Genomic DNA, 16,883 nt, shown 5'->3' on the forward strand with positions numbered 1-16,883 from the left:
GCCGTGTTCGAGCGGGGCATGCTAGCACAGCGTCCGCTTCTATTGAGGACACCAAGTAGATCGAAACGGTATATGAATATACCCGCCTGTTTGAGCGTTCAAATCGGATTCGGGCAATCGATAAAGATGTGCTCGAGCGCAAAACGCCGCGCCAGGTAATCCCCCAGCGCCTGCACACCATAGCGTTCGGTGGCGTGGTGACCGGCGGCGATAAAGCTGATGTCGTTTTCCCGGGCGCTGTGGAAGGTCTGCTCCGAAGCTTCACCGCTCAGGTACAGATCGACACCGGCCAATACCGCTTGATCAATATAACCCTGGCCTCCGCCGGTGCACCAGCCGACACGCCGAATCATCTCGCTGCCCTCAATCAACAGCGGCTCGCGGCCCATCACTTCCTGCACGTGACGGGCAAAATCACGCGCGGTCACAGGCTCGGCCAAGGACCCGACCATGCCGACCACCTTGAGGTTTTCCGGGTCCAGCGGGCCTTCGACCGTGATGTCCAGTTGACGCGCCAGCTGCACGTTATTGCCGACCTCGGGATGCAGGTCCAGTGGCAGGTGATACGCCAGCAGGCTGATGTCGTGCTTGAGCAAGGTCTTCAGCCGGCGCTGCTTCATCCCGGTAATGCACGGGTTCTCGCCCTTCCAGAAGTAGCCATGATGCACCAGCACCAGATCAGCCCTGGCCTCCACTGCGGCGTCCAGCAACGCCTGACTGGCGGTGACGCCGCTGACGATGCGCATGACCTGCGGCCGGCCTTCGACCTGTAAACCGTTGGGGCAGTAATCGGCAATCCGCGAACTGCCGAGGTAACGGTCCGCTTCTTCTACCAGGGTGCTCAGGGCGACGGCCATAAAAGACTCCTAAATATCCCGTTCAGAGGCGCTCGCGCGCCTCTATAATGCGCGACATTATGGGCCGTATGCGGTCCTTCGTAACCTCTCAGGACTTGCTTAATGCTCAAGGCGCTGCGTTTTTTTGGCTGGCCGCTGTTGGCCGGCGTGCTTATCGCGTTGCTGATTATTCAGCGTTACCCGCAATGGGTCGGGCTGCCAAGCCTTGACGTCAACCTGCAGCAAGCTCCGCAAACCACCAGCACCCTGCAGGGGCCTGTGTCCTACGCCGATGCGGTGGTCACTGCCGCGCCTGCGGTGGTCAATCTGTACACCACCAAGGTGATCAACAAACCCGCTCATCCGCTGTTCGAGGATCCCCAGTTCCGGCGCTTTTTCGGCGACAACGCACCCAAGCAAAAGCGCATGGAGTCCAGCCTCGGCTCGGGCGTGATCATGAGCCCGGAAGGCTACCTGCTGACCAACAACCACGTTACCACCGGCGCTGACCAAATCGTGGTGGCCCTCAAGGATGGCCGCGAAACCCTGGCCCGAGTGATCGGCAGTGATCCGGAGACCGACCTTGCGGTCCTGAAAATCGATCTGAAGAATTTGCCCTCGATCACCGTCGGCCGCTCCGAAAACATCCGCGTCGGCGACGTCGCGCTGGCCATCGGCAACCCGTTCGGCGTCGGCCAGACCGTCACTATGGGCATCATCAGCGCCACCGGGCGCAATCAGCTGGGTTTGAACAACTACGAAGACTTCATCCAGACCGACGCCGCGATCAACCCCGGTAACTCGGGCGGTGCACTGGTAGACGCCAATGGCAACCTGACCGGGATCAACACGGCGATCTTCTCCAAATCCGGCGGCTCTCAGGGCATCGGGTTTGCCATCCCGATCAAACTGGCCATGGAAGTGATGAAGTCGATTATCGAGCACGGCCAGGTGATCCGTGGCTGGCTCGGCATCGAAGTACAGCCGCTGTCTCAGGAACTGGCGGAATCCTTTGGCCTCTCCGGACGTCCGGGCATTGTGGTCGCCGGAATTTTCCGTGATGGCCCGGCGCAGAAAGCCGGTCTGCAACTGGGCGATGTGATCCTCAGCATCGACGGCGAACCGGCCGGTGACGGGCGCCGCTCGATGAACCAGGTGGCGCGGATCAAGCCGAGCGACAAGGTCACCATCCAGGTCATCCGCAACGGCCAGGATCTCAAGCTCACGGCGGAAATCGGTCTGCGTCCGCCGCCAGCGCCCGTCAAAGAAGAGCAGTAAGCGCCAGCCCGGCTCGCCGGGCTAAAAGCATACATTCTCATTGGTCATGTTATATTGTTTCAATATTGCTATTGGAACGATGTCATGACGTCTCGCAAAACTGCTTCCCTGGCAGGCCTGGCCCTTGGTCTGCTGGGGGATCCGGTCTTCGCCGAAGAACCACAACCGCTGGAACTCGACGCCATCAGCGTCACCGCCGACTACGAATCCCCCACCGGCCCGGTCAAGGGCTATCGCGCCACTCGTTCCTCCAGCGCGAGCAAAACCGATACGGCCATTCGGGATATTGCGCAGTCCATCAGTGTGATCCCCGCCAGCGTGCTCAAGGATTTGGGCAGCACCAGCGTCGAACGCGCCCTGGAGTTTGCCGGCGGCGTCTCGAAACAAAACAACTTCGGTGGCCTGACCCTCTACGAATACAGCGTGCGCGGCTTCACCACTTCGCAGTTCTACAAGGACGGCTTTAGCGCCAACCGCGGTTTCCCAAGCACACCGGATGCCGCCAACATCGAGCGCATCGAAGTACTCAAAGGGCCGGCAGCCAGCCTGTATGGTCGTGGCGATCCCGGCGGCACGGTGAATATCGTCACCAAAAAACCGCAACCCGAAGCCTTCACGACGTTGCAAACCAGCACCGGCAGTTGGGATCGCTACCGTAGTGCAATGGACGTCAACACCCCCCTCGACGAGCAAGGCAATGTGCTGTCCCGGGTCAACCTCGCGGTAGAAGACAACCACAGCTTGCGCGATCACGTCGACAGTCGGCGGGTGTTCGTCGCGCCGTCGTTCAGTTGGCAACCCGACCCGGATACCAGCCTGCTGGTGGAAAGTGAATTCGTACGCCACAGCTCGACATTCGATCGCGGCATCGTTGCACCGAACAACACGTGGAGCGGTGTATCGCGCTCTACCTTCCTCGGCGAGCCCAACGACGATGACATTGATAACCACAACAACATGCTCCAGGCCGCGCTCGAACATCATTTGAACGATGCCTGGAAACTGCGCCTGGCCAGTCATTACAAGCAGGGCAAACTCTGGGGTTTCGCCTCGGAAGCCCGCCCGCTGAACGCCGATCAGCACACCGTCAACCGTCGCTACCGGGAGCGCGATAGCGACTGGCACGACAGCATTACCCAGCTTGAACTACGCGGTCTGTTCGAGATCGGCAATTGGCAGCACGAGCTGCTGATCGGCAGCGAATACGAGAACTACCGCAAGAATGAACGGGTCACCACTATCGCCGGTAGCCCGTATGCCATCGATATCTACAACCCGGTTTACGGCCAGCCGAAACCCGATGGTGCGCGCTCGGGCACAGACTTCTTCGAACATGTCGAAAGCCAGGCGCTGAACCTGCAAGACCAGATCGTCTTCAGCGAACGTCTGCGAGGCATGCTCGGCGTTCGCCTGGAGCACTTCGAACAGAAGATCGACGACTTCACGAGGAACGCCAGTACCCGGCAAACCCATGACGCTCTGACCCAACGCGCGGGCCTGCTCTACCAACTGACACCGCAAGTCGGCCTGTTCGCCAATGCGTCCACCTCGTTCAAACCGAACGACGGCCTGGATGTCAGCAGCAAATCCTTCGATCCAGAGGAAGGCGTCGGCTATGAAGCCGGTATCAAGAGCGAGCTGTTCGACGATCGCCTGAGCACCACCCTCGCCGCTTTCCACATCGAGAAAGAAAACGTTCTGACCCTTGACCCGGCCACCGACAACTATCGCGCCATGGGCAAGGGCCGCAGCCAGGGCATTGACCTGCAAGTCACCGGGCAACTCAGTGACGCCGTGCGAGTGATCGGTGCTTTCGCCTATATCGATGCCGAGGTCACAAAAGGCGACAAAGCGATCCCCACCGGCAGCCGGATTCTCGGTGTAGCCAAACGCAGCGGCAGTCTGTTGGGCGTGTATGTATTTCAGGATGGCCCGATGCGCGGCGCCGATGTCGGCGCGGCGCTCACCTATGTGGGTGACCGCTCAGGCGAAGCCGGTGGCGATTTCGAACTGCCCGCCTACCACACCGTCGACCTGCTGGCCCATTACAAGACCAGCGAAAACGTCACCGTGGGGCTGAATCTGAACAACCTCTTCGACGAGAAATATTACGAGCGCTCCTACAGTAATTACTGGGTCAACCCCGGCGAGCCGCGCAATTTCACCGTCAGCCTGACACTCAATCTGTAAAAGGGAACCGCCATGCAACAACCAAAAACACTGGCTCTGCTGGGTCTGCTCGGCGCGTTGTTCGCCACTCATGTCTCGGCCCACGGCCTGTGGACCGAACAACGCCGTGGTAATGTCGAAGTCATCTACGGCCATGGCGCCGAGGACAATGCCTTCAAAGCGCAGAAAATCAGCGGTGCCTGGGCCTATGACGTCGCAGGCAAGATGATCCCGGTCACCGTACAACGCTTGGCCGATCATGCGCGCCTTCAACCACTCAAGCCGCCCGCCGTGCTGGCCGTGGCGCTGGATAACGGTATGTGGTCGCAGACCGCTGACAAGCAATGGGTCAATCAGGGACGCAGCAAAGTACCGGGAGCGATCGCCTCGACCCAGACCTTCAAATACAGCCTGGCGATTTATCAGCCGGGGGCCAGGTTGCCGAAGCTGGATCAGATCAAACTGCTGATCCTGCCGGAAGTCGATCCGCTCACCGTCGGCCCGGGCCAGTCACTGCCGGTGCGCGTGCTGCTCGATGGCAGACCTGCGGCCGGGGTGAAGTTGATTGGCGATTATCGCAACGCGCCGAACACCCTGAGTACCGAAACGGATGCCGAAGGTCGGGCACAGGTGCTGGTGCGTAATGAAGGGCTGAATGTGATTGCAGCGCAGGTGGAAATCCCGCTGAAAGACAATGCCGATGTGGCGTCGCGGGGATTGTTCAGTTCACTGACGTTTTTGGGTGAAGCGCATCACGAGTAAGGCAAAGATCGTTCCTACGCGGAGCGTGGGAACGATCAATCAAAACCAACTACAGGTCGCCCAAGCCGTCCAGCAACGCCTGGTTCTGCTCTGGCGTGCCGATGGAGATGCGCAGGAACTGAGCGATTCGCTCCTGCTTGAAGTGGCGCACGATCACGCCTTGCTCACGCAACTTGGCCGCCAGGCCTGCCGCGTCGTGTTGCGGATGACGGGCGAAGATGAAGTTCGCCGCCGACGGCAGCACTTCAAAACCCTTTGCCTGCAATTGCTCAACCACGTGTTCACGACTGTCGATAACCAGCTTGCAGGTCTTGTCGAAGTGCTCACGATCCTCGAACGCGGCTGCCGCGCCGACGATCGCCAGACGATCCAGCGGGTAGGAGTTGAAGCTGTTCTTGATCCGCTCCAGCGCCTCGATCAAATCCGCATGACCGACCGCCAGACCGACCCGCAGACCCGCCAGGGAACGCGACTTGGACAGTGTCTGAGTCACCAGCAGATTCGGATAACGATCCACCAGACTGATCGCCGTCTCGCCACCGAAGTCGATGTAGGCCTCGTCGACAACGACTACTGAGTCCGGGCTGGCCTTGAGGATTTGCTCGACCGCGTCCAGCGCCAAGAGGCAACCGGTTGGCGCATTCGGATTGGGGAAAATGATCCCGCCGTTAGGCCTGGCATAGTCCGAGACGCGAATCTGAAACTGCTCATCCAGCGCCACCGCTTCGAATGCCATACCGTACAGGCCGCAGTACACCGGATAGAAGCTGTAGCTGATGTCCGGAAACAGCAGCGGCTGATCGTGTTGGAGCAAGCCGTGGAAAACATGGGCCAGCACTTCATCGGAACCGTTGCCGAGGAACACCTGATTGCTCTGCACCCCGTAGTACTTGGCAACGGCTTGCTTGAGCAGGTCGCTGTTCGGATCCGGATACAGACGCAGGTTGTCGTTCAATTCGGTCTGCATCGCCGCCAAGGCTTTAGGCGATGGACCATAAGGATTTTCGTTGGTGTTGAGCTTGACCAGTTTCGCCAGCTTCGGCTGCTCACCCGGCACGTAAGGCACCAGATTCTTGACGAAGGGACTCCAGAATTTACTCATGCTTGTTTCCCCTCTTCATTGGTAACGATCCGGTATTCCGCGCTGCGGGCGTGGGCAGTCAGGGACTCGCCGCGGGCCAGCACTGAAGCGGTTTTGCCCAGTTCGGAAGCGCCCGCCTGCGAACAGAAAATAATCGACGAACGCTTCTGGAAGTCATACACCCCCAGCGGCGAGGAGAAACGCGCAGTGCCGGAAGTCGGCAACACGTGGTTGGGACCGGCGCAATAGTCGCCCAAGGCCTCGCAGGTGTGACGGCCCATGAAGATTGCACCGGCATGGCGGATCTGCGGCAACCAGGCTTGCGGATCGGCGACCGACAGCTCCAGGTGCTCCGGGGCAATGCGGTTGGCCACGTCGATGGCTTGCTGCATGTCGCGAACCTGAATCAACGCACCACGGCCGTTGATCGAGGTCTCGATGATTTCGGCGCGTTCCATGGTCGGCAGCAGTTTGGCGATACTCGCCGCCACCTTGTCGAGGAACCCGGCATCCGGGCTGATCAGAATGGCCTGGGCATCTTCGTCGTGCTCAGCCTGGGAAAACAGGTCCATGGCAATCCAGTCCGGATCGGTCTGACCGTCGCAGACCACCAGAATCTCGGACGGGCCGGCAATCATGTCGATACCGACCTGACCAAACACGTGGCGCTTGGCGGTGGCCACATAGATGTTGCCCGGGCCGACGACTTTGTCGACCTTGGGTACACTTTCGGTGCCATAAGCCAAGGCGGCAACGGCCTGGGCGCCACCGATGGTAAATACCCGGTCAACACCGGCGATGCAGGCTGCGGCCAGCACCAGTTCATTGATTTCACCGCGCGGGGTCGGTACGACCATGACCACTTCGGTCACGCCCGCGACCTTGGCCGGGATCGCGTTCATCAACACCGAAGACGGATAGGAAGCCTTGCCTCCGGGGACGTACAGACCGGCGCGGTCAAGCGGCGTGACCTTCTGGCCCAGCACCGTGCCGTCGGCCTCGGTGTAGCTCCAGGAATCCTGTTTCTGTTTTTCGTGGTAGCTGCGTACTCGCGTAGCAGCTTTTTCCAGCGCTTCACGCTGGGGCACGGTGATCCGGGTCAGGGCCAGCTCCAGACGCTCACGGGGCAGAATCAGATCGGCCATCGATGTCACTTCAAGGCCGTCGAAGCGCTGGGTGAATTCCACCAGCGCCGCGTCGCCGCGTTCGCGCACGGCTTTGATGATATCCAGCACCCGCTGATTGACCGAGTCGTCAGACACACTTTCCCAGCTCAGCAGATGATCCAGATGATGCGCGAAATCCGGGTCAGCAGCGTTGAGTCGGCGAATTGCAGTGGGAGCGGTCATAGCGAGGGCCTCAATAATTGGCGAATGCTCAAATGGGCAAAGCTTGGTTTTGCAAAGCTGGGTTTTGCAAATCTCAGGCGCCGCAAGACTACCAAGCCATCCGCGTGGGCACCTGAGAATTCTGGCTATGACACGGATAGATGGGCGCGACCGGGGTCGCGCGGATGGGTCAGCCGCGGTGTCGCGACTCTACCGCTTTGCGCAGGGTATCGATCAGCGCCTGGATACGGGCGTGCTGCATTTTCATGGAGGCCTTGTTGACCACCAGACGGGAACTGATCATCGAGATCAACTCCTGAGGCTCCAGGCCATTGGCCCGCAACGTGTTGCCAGTGTCTACGACGTCGATGATCTTGTCCGCCAGACCGATCAACGGAGCCAGTTCCATCGAGCCGTAAAGCTTGATGATGTCGACCTGACGGCCCTGTTCGGCGTAGTAACGCTTGGCAACGTTGACGAACTTGGTCGCCACCCGTAGCCGGCCTTTGGGCTCAACCGCGCCAATGGCACCAGCGGTCATCAGCCTGCATTGGGCAATCTGCAGGTCCAATGGCTCGTACAGGCCTTGGCCGCCGTACTCCATCAACACATCTTTACCGGCCACACCGAGATCGGCGGCACCATGCTCGACGTAGGTCGGCACATCGGTAGCGCGCACGATCAGCAAGCGCACATCGGCCTGGGTCGTGGGGATGATCAGCTTGCGGCTCTTGTCCGGATTCTCGGTCGGTACAATGCCCGCTTCAGCCAGAAGCGGCAGAGTGTCATCGAGAATGCGGCCCTTGGACAGTGCGATGGTCAACATGGGAAACGTAAGTCCTTATCAGGATACTTATGCCCGGTCACAAACGGCGCCGGACAAACATCGAACCTGAACATTACAGGCTCGACTTGAAACGAAACCAACTATCGGGCACCTCCATGTGCCCATGACGCAAGAAACTAGCCCGGTACGCGGCGAATCTTGGCGCCGAGCATCTGCAGCTTCTCTTCGATGCACTCGTAACCACGGTCGATGTGGTAGATGCGGTCGATCAGCGTGTCGCCTTCGGCGATCAGTGCCGAGATGACCAGACTGGCCGAAGCCCGCAGGTCGGTGGCCATGACTGGCGCGCCTTTAAGCTTCTCGGTGCCGGTAACGATCGCGGTGTTGCCTTCGACCTGGATCTTGGCACCCATGCGGTGCAGTTCATACACGTGCATGAAGCGGTTTTCGAAGATGGTCTCGATCACCGCACCAGTGCCTTCGGCAATGGCGTTGAGCGAGATGAACTGCGCCTGCATGTCGGTCGGGAACGCCGGGTACGGAGCAGTACGCACGTTGACGGCTTTTGGCCGCTTGCCGTGCATGTTCAGTTCGATCCAGTCTTCACCGGTGGTAATTTCGGCACCCGATTCCCTGAGTTTTTCCAGTACGGCTTCAAGGATGGTCGGATCGGTGTCCTTGACCTTCACGCGGCCGCCCGTGACAGCAGCAGCCACCAGGTAGGTACCGGTTTCGATGCGGTCAGGCATCACTTTGTAAATCGTCGGGTGCAGACGCTCCACGCCATCGATGGTGATGGTGTCAGTGCCGGCACCGGAGATCTTGGCACCCATGGCGTTCAGGAAGTTCGCCAGGTCGATGACTTCGGGCTCGCGGGCGGCGTTTTGCAGCACGCTGCGACCGTTGGCCAGCGCGGCAGCCATCATGATGTTTTCGGTACCGGTCACACTGACGGTATCGAAGAAGAAGTGCGCACCGCGCAGGCCGCCTTCAGGCGCCTTGGCCTTGATGTAGCCGCCTTCGACTTCGATGGTTGCGCCCATGGCTTCGAGGCCACGGATGTGCAGGTCGACCGGACGCGAGCCAATGGCGCAACCGCCAGGCAGCGCGACTTCGGCTTCACCGAAACGGGCAACCATCGGCCCCAGCACCAGAATCGAGGCACGCATGGTTTTCACCAGTTCGTACGGTGCGACCAAGGTCTTGATGGTACGCGGATCGATTTCAACGCTGAGTTTTTCGTCGATCACCGGCTCAATGCCCATGCGACCGAACAGCTCGATCATGGTGGTGATGTCGTGCAGGTGCGGCAGGTTGGCGACGGTTACAGGACCATCGCAGAGCAAGGTTGCAGCCAGAATCGGCAGGGCAGAGTTCTTTGCCCCGGAGATGCGAATTTCGCCATCAAGACGAATGCCGCCGGTAATAATCAATTTATCCATAAGAATCTCGACGCCCTTGGGCTCAGGTGCGCTCGGCCCAGGCCGCGCTGCTGAAAAATTTCATAGTGACCGCGTGGATGCTGCCATCGGCGATCCATGGGTTCAAATGGGCATAGATGCTCTGTTGACGCTTGACCGGGCTCAAAGCCACCAGCTCGTCACTAATCACGTTCAGCTGAAAGTTGCAGCCTTCGCCCTCAACTTCTACCTGCACTGATAAAAGAGTCTCGGACAGCTTTCCTTCAAGGAAGCTCTTCACTTCGTTGGCCTGCATGCTCAACCTCAATCGGCGCCCTGTGCGCACGGGTCGGACATCATACAAAAAAGCCCCGCGCCTGCGAACCCCGCATAGCAGGACTCTGACGGGGGGCCTCTTTATTGATGATAGTTAAGGGTGCGCCAACAGCTCGGTCAACTCGCTGACCTGAGCGATTTCACGCATGTCGTCAGGCAGGGCACGGATGCTCAGCGCCTTGCCCGCCGCTTGCGCGTCACGCATGAAACACAGCAACAACGACAAACCGACGCTGCTGGACTTTTGCACACCCGAGCAATCAAGCACCAAGGCTGACGCCTCGCTCGACTTGATCAACACCTGGCCCTGCTTGCGCAGATCCAGCCCGGTGCGGTAATCGAGTATGCCATTGAGCATCAGCTCACCGGCCTCGCCCATGCTGACAGCCGACTCACTCATTGGGCGGGCTTCTTCTGAGTCGTTTCAGCTTCGGTCTTTTCCTTGGCTTTGGCGACTTCACCGGCCCAACCATTGATGGTCGCGTCCAGGTTATTGCCATTGCGCTGCATTGCATCGCTGAACTGATCACGGAACAGCTTGCCGATGTTGATGCCGTTGATGATCACGTTACGCAGCTTCCACTCGCCATTGATCTTTTCCAGTGTGTAAGACACAGGGTAGATCGCGCCATTGCTGCCCTTGACCGTCATGCCAACGTTTGTACGATCTCCCGACTCATCCTTGGCTGGATCGACGGTGATGCCTTGATTGTTGTACTCGAGCAAGGCGTTGCCATAGAACTGGAACAGGCCCCTCTTGAAGTTATTTTCAAAGGTTTTCATTTGCTCAGGCGTGGCTTTGCCCGAGTACTTGACCGTCATGATGCTCTTGGAGATGCCCTCGGCATCCACTACAGGCCCGACGATGCTGTTCAAGGAGTCGTAAAAGCCGCTCGGATCCCGTTTGTACTTCTCTTTATTGGCCGCCAGATCGGCGAGCAATCGATTGGTGGTGTCCTGTACCAGATCGTGCGCGGAAGGCGCAGCCACGGCGTTAGCCACCAACGGCAATGCCGCGAGTAATACCAACAGGCCACGTCGCAAGATAGAGATCATGAAAAAACTCCTCATTTGGGGTCTTTGCTAACGGTATTGAGCAGGAATTTACCGATCAGGTCTTCAAGCACCAGCGACGACTGGGTGTCATGGATGGTTCCACCATCCTTGAGCAGAGTCTGCTCCCCACCCACGCTGAGGCCGATGTATTTCTCGCCCAACAGGCCAGAGGTCAGGATAGATGCAGTGGAGTCAGTCGGCAGGTTATCTACACGCTTTTCCAGCTGCAACGTGACCCGACCGGTGAAACTGTCGCGATCCAGATCGATAGCCGTGACCTTGCCGATGGTTACACCGGCCATGGTCACTTTGGATCTGACAGTCAAACCGGCGATATTGTCGAAATACGCATAAAGTTTATAACTGTCACTGCTCGCGCTCGGGGACAGGCCACTGACCCGCAAAGCCAGCAGCAGCAAAGCCAGGATGCCAGCCAGCAAGAAAAGGCCGACACCGATTTCCAGGGTGCGGTTTTGCATCAGAAATCTCCAAACATCAAGGCGGTCAGAATAAAGTCGAGGCCGAGAATGGCCAATGAGGCATACACCACCGTCTTGGTGGTGGCACGACTGATCCCCTCGGATGTGGGCTCACAGTCATAGCCTTGAAAAACGGCGATCCAGGTCACTACAAAAGCGAAAACGATGCTTTTGATAACACCATTGAGCACATCGCCGTGGAAACTCACGCTATTTTGCATATTCGACCAGTAGGAGCCTTCATACACTCCAAGCCAGTCGACAGCTACCCAGGAGCCACCCCAGATCCCTACCACGCTGAAAATTATCGCCAGCAGCGGTAGCGAAATGAAGCCGGCCCAGAGGCGCGGGGCAATGATGTACTTGAGCGGGTCCACGCCAATCATTTCCAGACTGGAGAGCTGCTCGGTGGATTTCATGTTGCCGATTTCGGCGGTCAGGGCCGAACCGGCACGCCCGGCAAACAGCAAGGCGGTGACCACCGGCCCCAATTCACGCAGCAACGTCAGCGCAACCATCTGCCCGACCGCCTGCTCCGAACCGTAGCTGGACAGGATATTGAAGCCTTGCAGTGCCAGTACCATGCCGATGAATATCCCGGAGACCACAATGATCACCAGGGACATCACACCCACCGAATGCAATTGTTTTACCAGCAGGCCAAACCCGCCGCCGATGCTCCCGCGACCCAGCAGTGTGTGAAACAGAAACAGCGTCGAACGTCCCAGCGACTCGACAATGTCGATGCCGGATCGACCAAAGAGGCGAATCCTCTCGATTAATGAAGTCTTGTGCATCAGCGCTTCCCCAGAAGATCTGCGCGGTAATCCTGCGCCGGGAAGTGGAACGGAACCGGGCCGTCTGGATCGCCTTTCATGAATTGGCGAATGCGCGGGTTGTCGGTGTTCATCAATTCCTCAGGAGTCCCTTGCCCCAACACTTGTCCATCGCCGACCACATACAGGTAATCGGCAATGCTCGCCGTTTCGGCCAAATCGTGGGAAACCACGATACTGGTGATCCCCAGAGCGTCATTAAGCAGACGGATCAGGCGCACCAGTACGCCCATGGCGATAGGGTCCTGCCCGACAAAGGGTTCGTCATACATGAGAATCAGCGGATCGAGGGCAATGGCTCGTGCCAACGCGACGCGACGTTTCATGCCGCCCGACAGCTCGTCAGGCATCAAATCGATGGCACCCCGCAGCCCCACCGCCTGCAATTTGAGCAGAACGATGTCGCGGATCATTTCATCCGGTAATTGGGTATGAACGCGCAACGGAAAGGCAACGTTCTCGAAAACGTCCAGATCCGTGAACAATGCGCCGCTTTGAAACAACACGCCCATTTGCTTGCGCGCGTCGAACAGGTCGCTGCGCGATAGCTTCGGCAGGTTCTGACCGTTGACCCAGACTTCACCGGCGCTGGGCCGCAACTGCGCGCCTATCAGGCGTAACAGCGTGGTTTTACCGCAGCCGGAAGGTCCCATGATGCCGGTGACCTTGCCTCGCGGAATGCGAATATCAACGTTATTGAAGATGCTGCGCGCACCGTGCTTGAAGGACAGTCCCTTCAGCTCGACCGCGTAGGCGTTATCGGCACTCATCTAAACTCCTTGCGATGCAGCCTCTCACTAGGACGCCTGGCTCCCTAGGCAGGCCGAACTGGCGGCGAACTATATCACTGCTGATGCAGAGCGCCCAAGGCCGAAGCCGTGCCTGTTCAGGATCAAGACAGGCAAATCACGCAAAGCCCGACGAACTTACGTGAGGGAACTGATCATTACCGTTATAATCGCCGCCTTTTCATCTGGGTATACGATTTCTGATATGAGCCAATCCAGCGACCTGATTCAATCAGCACAACGTACCATTCGCCTCGAAACTGAAGCTGTAGAAAGCTTGCTGGCTCATATCGACGCAGATTTCGTACGCGCTTGCGAGATGATTCTGGCCAGCAAAGGCCGCGTGGTTGTGGTCGGCATGGGCAAGTCAGGGCACATCGGCAATAAAATTGCCGCAACCCTGGCCAGCACCGGCACCACGGCATTTTTCGTACACCCGGCGGAAGCCAGCCACGGTGACATGGGCATGATCACCCGCGACGACATCATCCTCGCCCTGTCCAATTCCGGCTCTACCAATGAAATCGTCACCCTGTTGCCTCTGATCAAGCGAATGGGCATTCAGTTGATCAGCATGACCGGCAATCCCGAGTCGGCACTGGCCAAGGCCGCAGAGGTCAATCTCAATGTTCACGTCGAGCACGAAGCCTGCCCGCTGAACCTGGCGCCGACGTCCTCCACCACCGCAGCCCTGGTAATGGGGGACGCACTGGCGGTCGCCTTGCTTGAAGCACGGGGTTTTACCGCTGAAGACTTCGCCTTCTCCCATCCGGGCGGTGCCCTGGGTCGTCGCCTGCTACTGAAAGTGGAAAATGTCATGCACTCGGGCACGGAACTGCCTCAAGTGCCGCGCGGCACCTTGCTCAAAGACGCCTTAGTGGAAATGACCCGCAAAGGCCTTGGCATGACCATGATTCTCGAGGCCGACGGGCGTCTGGCCGGGATCTTCACTGACGGCGATTTGCGTCGAACACTGGATCGCACCATTGACATCCACAGCACCACCATCGATGAAGTGATGACCGTTCATGGCAAAACCGCGCGCGCCGAAATGCTCGCGGCCCAGGCCCTGAAAATCATGGAAGACAATAAAATCAGCGCACTGGTGGTGGTCGATAGCGATGATCGCCCGGTTGGCGCCTTGAATATGCACGATTTGCTGCGTGCGGGAGTAATGTAATGAGCACAGACCTACTGCTACGCGGCAAAAACATCAAACTCGCGGTTTTCGACGTCGACGGCGTACTGACTGATGGCCGCCTGTACTTTCTTGAAGACGGCAGCGAATTCAAGACCTTCAACACTCTCGACGGCCAAGGCATCAAGATGCTGATGGCCGCGGGCGTACAGACTGCCATTATCAGCGGCCGCAAGACCCCGGTGGTCGAGCGCCGCGCGAAAAATCTCGGTATTCCTCATCTTTATCAGGGCCGCGAAGACAAACTGGTGGTACTGGACGAGCTTCTTGCTCAACTCAACCTAAGCTATGAACAAGTCGCCTACCTGGGTGACGACCTGCCCGACCTTCCCGTGATTCGTCGTGTCGGTTTGGGTATGGCGGTCGCCAACGCCGCCAGCTTCGTTCGTGAACATGCGCACGGCATCACTCAGGCCCGTGGCGGCGAAGGGGCTGCGCGCGAATTTTGCGAGTTGATCCTGCGCGCCCAAGGCAGCCTTGAAGCGGCCAACGCCGCCTACCTGTAGAGCCACCTATGCTGAGCAAAAAAACTCGCAACATTCTGATTTTCGGAGTCATCACCGCCCTGTTCGCAGCCGTTGGCTACTGGAACATCAGCCCGGAACGCTTTCTCGAGCGGCCGGCGGCAGTCGTCGACGAAAACGCTATCGACTACTACGCCATCAACGCCCACAGTGTGCAGTTTCTGCCCGATGGCAAGTTGCAGTACGAAATGACTTCCGACAAGGTCGAACACCTGAAAGCGACCGAAGTGACGATGCTGACCAAGCCCGACTTGCACATCTATCGCGGCACTACTTTCCCCTGGCACGTCCAGAGCGAACGCGGCGAAGTCAATCCGGACGGCACTGAAGTAGAACTGATTGATTCGGTACGTATTGCACGTACCGACGAGAAAGATCGTACGACCATTATTACCAGTAGCCGTATGACCGTATTCCCTCAGAAGCAATATGCGCAGACCGAGCAAGCCGTTAGAATCGACGGCGCTGGTGGCGCGACTACTGGCAAGGGAATGAAAGCGTATTTGGAAGAAGGCAGGATGCACCTGCTATCGAACGTAAGAGGACAGTATGAGGCTCGTTAAAACCCTCCCTATTTTGCTCAGCCTGAGCGCAGCACTGGGAAGCGTGAGCGCCTGGGCTCTGCCGACTGATAGCCAGCAACCCATCCGCATTCAGGCCGACGACGCTCAGTTGGACGACAAGAATGGCGTGGCCACCTACAAGGGCGACGTGATCATTACCCAGGGCTCGATGAAGATCACCGGTAATACCGTGACCATCACTCGCACCCCGGCAGGTGAAATCGACGTAGTGACCTCGGTGGGCAACCTGGCTTACTTCGAACAGCTGCAAAAGGCGACTGATCCAAAGCCTGTCCAGGCTTATGGTGTGACCATTCAGTATCACGCCGCGCAAAACCGTATCGTGCTGATCGACAAGGCCAAAGTGATCAACGACGGCAACACCACCGAAGGTGAGAAAATCGTCTACGACACCGTCAAACAGGTCGCTAACGCCGGTCGCGCCACCGGCAACAAGGTCACCCAGCAACGTCCGCGGGTCGACATGGTGATCCAGCCGAAAAAGAAAACTGACGAGCAGAAGGCCCAGTAATGGCAACTCTGAAAGCTCAGCATCTGGCCAAGAGCTACAAGAGCCGCCAGGTCGTGCGTGACGTCAGTCTGTCCATCGACAGCGGCCAGATCGTCGGCTTGCTCGGCCCTAACGGTGCCGGCAAGACCACCTGTTTCTACATGATCGTCGGGCTGGTCCAGGCCGATCAGGGTCGCGTACTGATCGACGACCTGGACGTCAGCCACCAGCCGATGCACGGCCGCGCACGGGCCGGCATCGGCTATCTGCCGCAAGAAGCATCGATCTTCCGCAAGCTGTCGGTTGCCGATAACATCATGGCCATTCTTGAGACCCGCAAGGAACTCGACAAGGCCGGACGTCGCCAGGAGCTGGAAAGCCTGCTGCAGGAATTCCACATCAACCATATCCGCGACAACCTCGGCATGAGCCTCTCCGGTGGCGAACGTCGTCGCGTGGAAATCGCCCGAGCCCTGGCCACCGCACCGAAGTTCATCCTGCTCGATGAACCGTTTGCCGGTGTGGATCCGATCTCGGTGGGAGACATCAAGCAGATCATTCATCACCTGAAGGCCAAGGGCATCGGCGTGCTGATCACAGATCACAACGTCCGTGAAACCCTGGATATCTGCGAGACCGCCTACATCGTTAACGACGGTCAACTGATCGCCGAAGGCGACTCCGCCACCATCCTGGCCAACGAGCTGGTCAAGGAAGTGTATCTGGGCCATGAGTTCCGCCTGTAAGCGCTGAGGTGTTGGGCAAGTCGTCAGAGCGCCGCTATCAATAAAACCCTATAAATTTTATTGTTACCGCGCTTTAGGCAAACACGCGCCCTCAGGTGTTCAGCCAATAGTCAGAGCGCCAGTAGCAATGAGATCCTGTAAATTTTTATTGTTACCGCGCTCTAGGCAAACACTTCAGTTTCAGGCATATAATTTGCTTATGTTT

Annotated in this window: 19 protein-coding genes; 8 read left to right on the forward strand and 11 right to left on the reverse strand. The window is 58.3% G+C overall.

From position 1 onward, the window contains the following. Positions 1-98 precede the first annotated feature (98 nt). A complete protein-coding gene (locus AC07W5_RS10800; RefSeq protein ID WP_495010243.1) occupies positions 99-857 on the reverse strand; it encodes a Nif3-like dinuclear metal center hexameric protein in 759 nt (252 codons plus the stop codon). 102 nt (positions 858-959) lie between these two features. Between AC07W5_RS10800 and algW the strand changes: the two genes are divergently transcribed. The 3 genes from algW to AC07W5_RS10815 all read left to right on the forward strand — a co-directional run bounded on the left by algW (position 960) and on the right by AC07W5_RS10815 (position 5,045). After that, positions 960-2,114, forward strand: a complete 1,155-nt coding sequence (algW, locus tag AC07W5_RS10805; RefSeq protein WP_494995170.1) for a Do family serine endopeptidase AlgW — start codon at positions 960-962, stop codon at positions 2,112-2,114. An 84-nt stretch (positions 2,115-2,198) separates the two neighbouring features. Continuing rightward, a complete protein-coding gene (locus AC07W5_RS10810; protein WP_495023329.1) occupies positions 2,199-4,304 on the forward strand; it encodes a TonB-dependent siderophore receptor in 2,106 nt (701 codons plus the stop codon). 12 nt (positions 4,305-4,316) lie between these two features. Then, positions 4,317-5,045, forward strand: coding sequence for a DUF4198 domain-containing protein (locus AC07W5_RS10815; RefSeq protein WP_495023330.1), 729 nt, complete (start codon positions 4,317-4,319; stop codon positions 5,043-5,045). A gap of 49 nt (positions 5,046-5,094) precedes the next feature. Here AC07W5_RS10815 and hisC read toward each other — a convergent pair whose 3' ends face one another. The 10 genes from hisC to AC07W5_RS10865 all read right to left on the reverse strand — a co-directional run bounded on the left by hisC (position 5,095) and on the right by AC07W5_RS10865 (position 13,118). Beyond that, complete coding sequence (gene hisC, locus AC07W5_RS10820; protein ID WP_494995173.1) at positions 5,095-6,147, reverse strand: histidinol-phosphate transaminase; 1,053 nt, start codon at positions 6,145-6,147, stop codon at positions 5,095-5,097. Then, positions 6,144-7,475: a histidinol dehydrogenase gene (hisD, locus tag AC07W5_RS10825; RefSeq protein WP_494995174.1), complete on the reverse strand. Its 1,332-nt coding sequence runs from the start codon at positions 7,473-7,475 to the stop codon at positions 6,144-6,146. The genes hisC and hisD overlap by 4 nt, the downstream gene beginning before the upstream one ends. A gap of 169 nt (positions 7,476-7,644) precedes the next feature. After that, positions 7,645-8,280, reverse strand: coding sequence for an ATP phosphoribosyltransferase (gene hisG, locus AC07W5_RS10830; protein WP_494995175.1), 636 nt, complete (start codon positions 8,278-8,280; stop codon positions 7,645-7,647). Positions 8,281-8,417: 137 nt separating this feature from the next. Next, a complete protein-coding gene (murA, locus tag AC07W5_RS10835; protein WP_494995176.1) occupies positions 8,418-9,683 on the reverse strand; it encodes a UDP-N-acetylglucosamine 1-carboxyvinyltransferase in 1,266 nt (421 codons plus the stop codon). Between the two features lie 22 nt (positions 9,684-9,705). After that, a complete protein-coding gene (locus AC07W5_RS10840; protein WP_095077854.1) occupies positions 9,706-9,957 on the reverse strand; it encodes a BolA family protein in 252 nt (83 codons plus the stop codon). A gap of 114 nt (positions 9,958-10,071) precedes the next feature. Then, a complete protein-coding gene (locus AC07W5_RS10845) occupies positions 10,072-10,377 on the reverse strand; it encodes an STAS domain-containing protein (protein ID WP_494995177.1) in 306 nt (101 codons plus the stop codon). Beyond that, the gene (locus AC07W5_RS10850) at positions 10,374-11,033 is read right to left on the reverse strand and encodes an MlaC/ttg2D family ABC transporter substrate-binding protein (RefSeq protein WP_494995178.1); all 660 of its coding nucleotides are present in this window, start codon (positions 11,031-11,033) and stop codon (positions 10,374-10,376) included. The genes AC07W5_RS10845 and AC07W5_RS10850 overlap by 4 nt, the downstream gene beginning before the upstream one ends. Positions 11,034-11,044: 11 nt before the next feature. Continuing rightward, positions 11,045-11,512 carry an outer membrane lipid asymmetry maintenance protein MlaD gene (gene mlaD, locus AC07W5_RS10855; protein WP_494995179.1) on the reverse strand — a complete coding sequence of 156 codons (468 nt, stop codon included), beginning with the start codon at positions 11,510-11,512 and terminating at the stop codon, positions 11,045-11,047. Continuing rightward, positions 11,512-12,309, reverse strand: coding sequence for a lipid asymmetry maintenance ABC transporter permease subunit MlaE (gene mlaE, locus AC07W5_RS10860; RefSeq protein ID WP_495010240.1), 798 nt, complete (start codon positions 12,307-12,309; stop codon positions 11,512-11,514). Before mlaE ends, mlaD begins: the two co-directional genes overlap by 1 nt. Further along, positions 12,309-13,118 (reverse strand): ATP-binding cassette domain-containing protein, encoded by an 810-nt coding sequence (locus tag AC07W5_RS10865; RefSeq protein ID WP_494995181.1) that lies wholly within the window; start codon positions 13,116-13,118, stop codon positions 12,309-12,311. Before AC07W5_RS10865 ends, mlaE begins: the two co-directional genes overlap by 1 nt. A gap of 223 nt (positions 13,119-13,341) precedes the next feature. On the opposite strand from AC07W5_RS10865, the gene AC07W5_RS10870 reads away from it, so the two are divergent. From AC07W5_RS10870 to lptB, 5 genes are read left to right on the forward strand one after another with little or no spacing between them, the layout of a single operon-like run. Then, entirely contained in the window at positions 13,342-14,316 is a 975-nt protein-coding gene (locus AC07W5_RS10870; RefSeq protein ID WP_495010239.1) for a KpsF/GutQ family sugar-phosphate isomerase, read from the forward strand. Continuing rightward, positions 14,316-14,840 (forward strand): KdsC family phosphatase, encoded by a 525-nt coding sequence (locus AC07W5_RS10875; protein WP_494995183.1) that lies wholly within the window; start codon positions 14,316-14,318, stop codon positions 14,838-14,840. The genes AC07W5_RS10870 and AC07W5_RS10875 overlap by 1 nt, the downstream gene beginning before the upstream one ends. An 8-nt stretch (positions 14,841-14,848) precedes the next feature. Then, a complete protein-coding gene (gene lptC, locus AC07W5_RS10880; RefSeq protein ID WP_494995184.1) occupies positions 14,849-15,421 on the forward strand; it encodes an LPS export ABC transporter periplasmic protein LptC in 573 nt (190 codons plus the stop codon). Next, entirely contained in the window at positions 15,408-15,953 is a 546-nt protein-coding gene (gene lptA, locus AC07W5_RS10885; protein ID WP_494995185.1) for a lipopolysaccharide transport periplasmic protein LptA, read from the forward strand. The genes lptC and lptA overlap by 14 nt, the downstream gene beginning before the upstream one ends. After that, complete coding sequence (lptB, locus tag AC07W5_RS10890) at positions 15,953-16,678, forward strand: LPS export ABC transporter ATP-binding protein (RefSeq protein ID WP_058436531.1); 726 nt, start codon at positions 15,953-15,955, stop codon at positions 16,676-16,678. Before lptA ends, lptB begins: the two co-directional genes overlap by 1 nt. Positions 16,679-16,883: the final 205 nt, after the last annotated feature.

The organism is Pseudomonas sp. GW821-FHT01E05 (assembly GCF_059422425.1).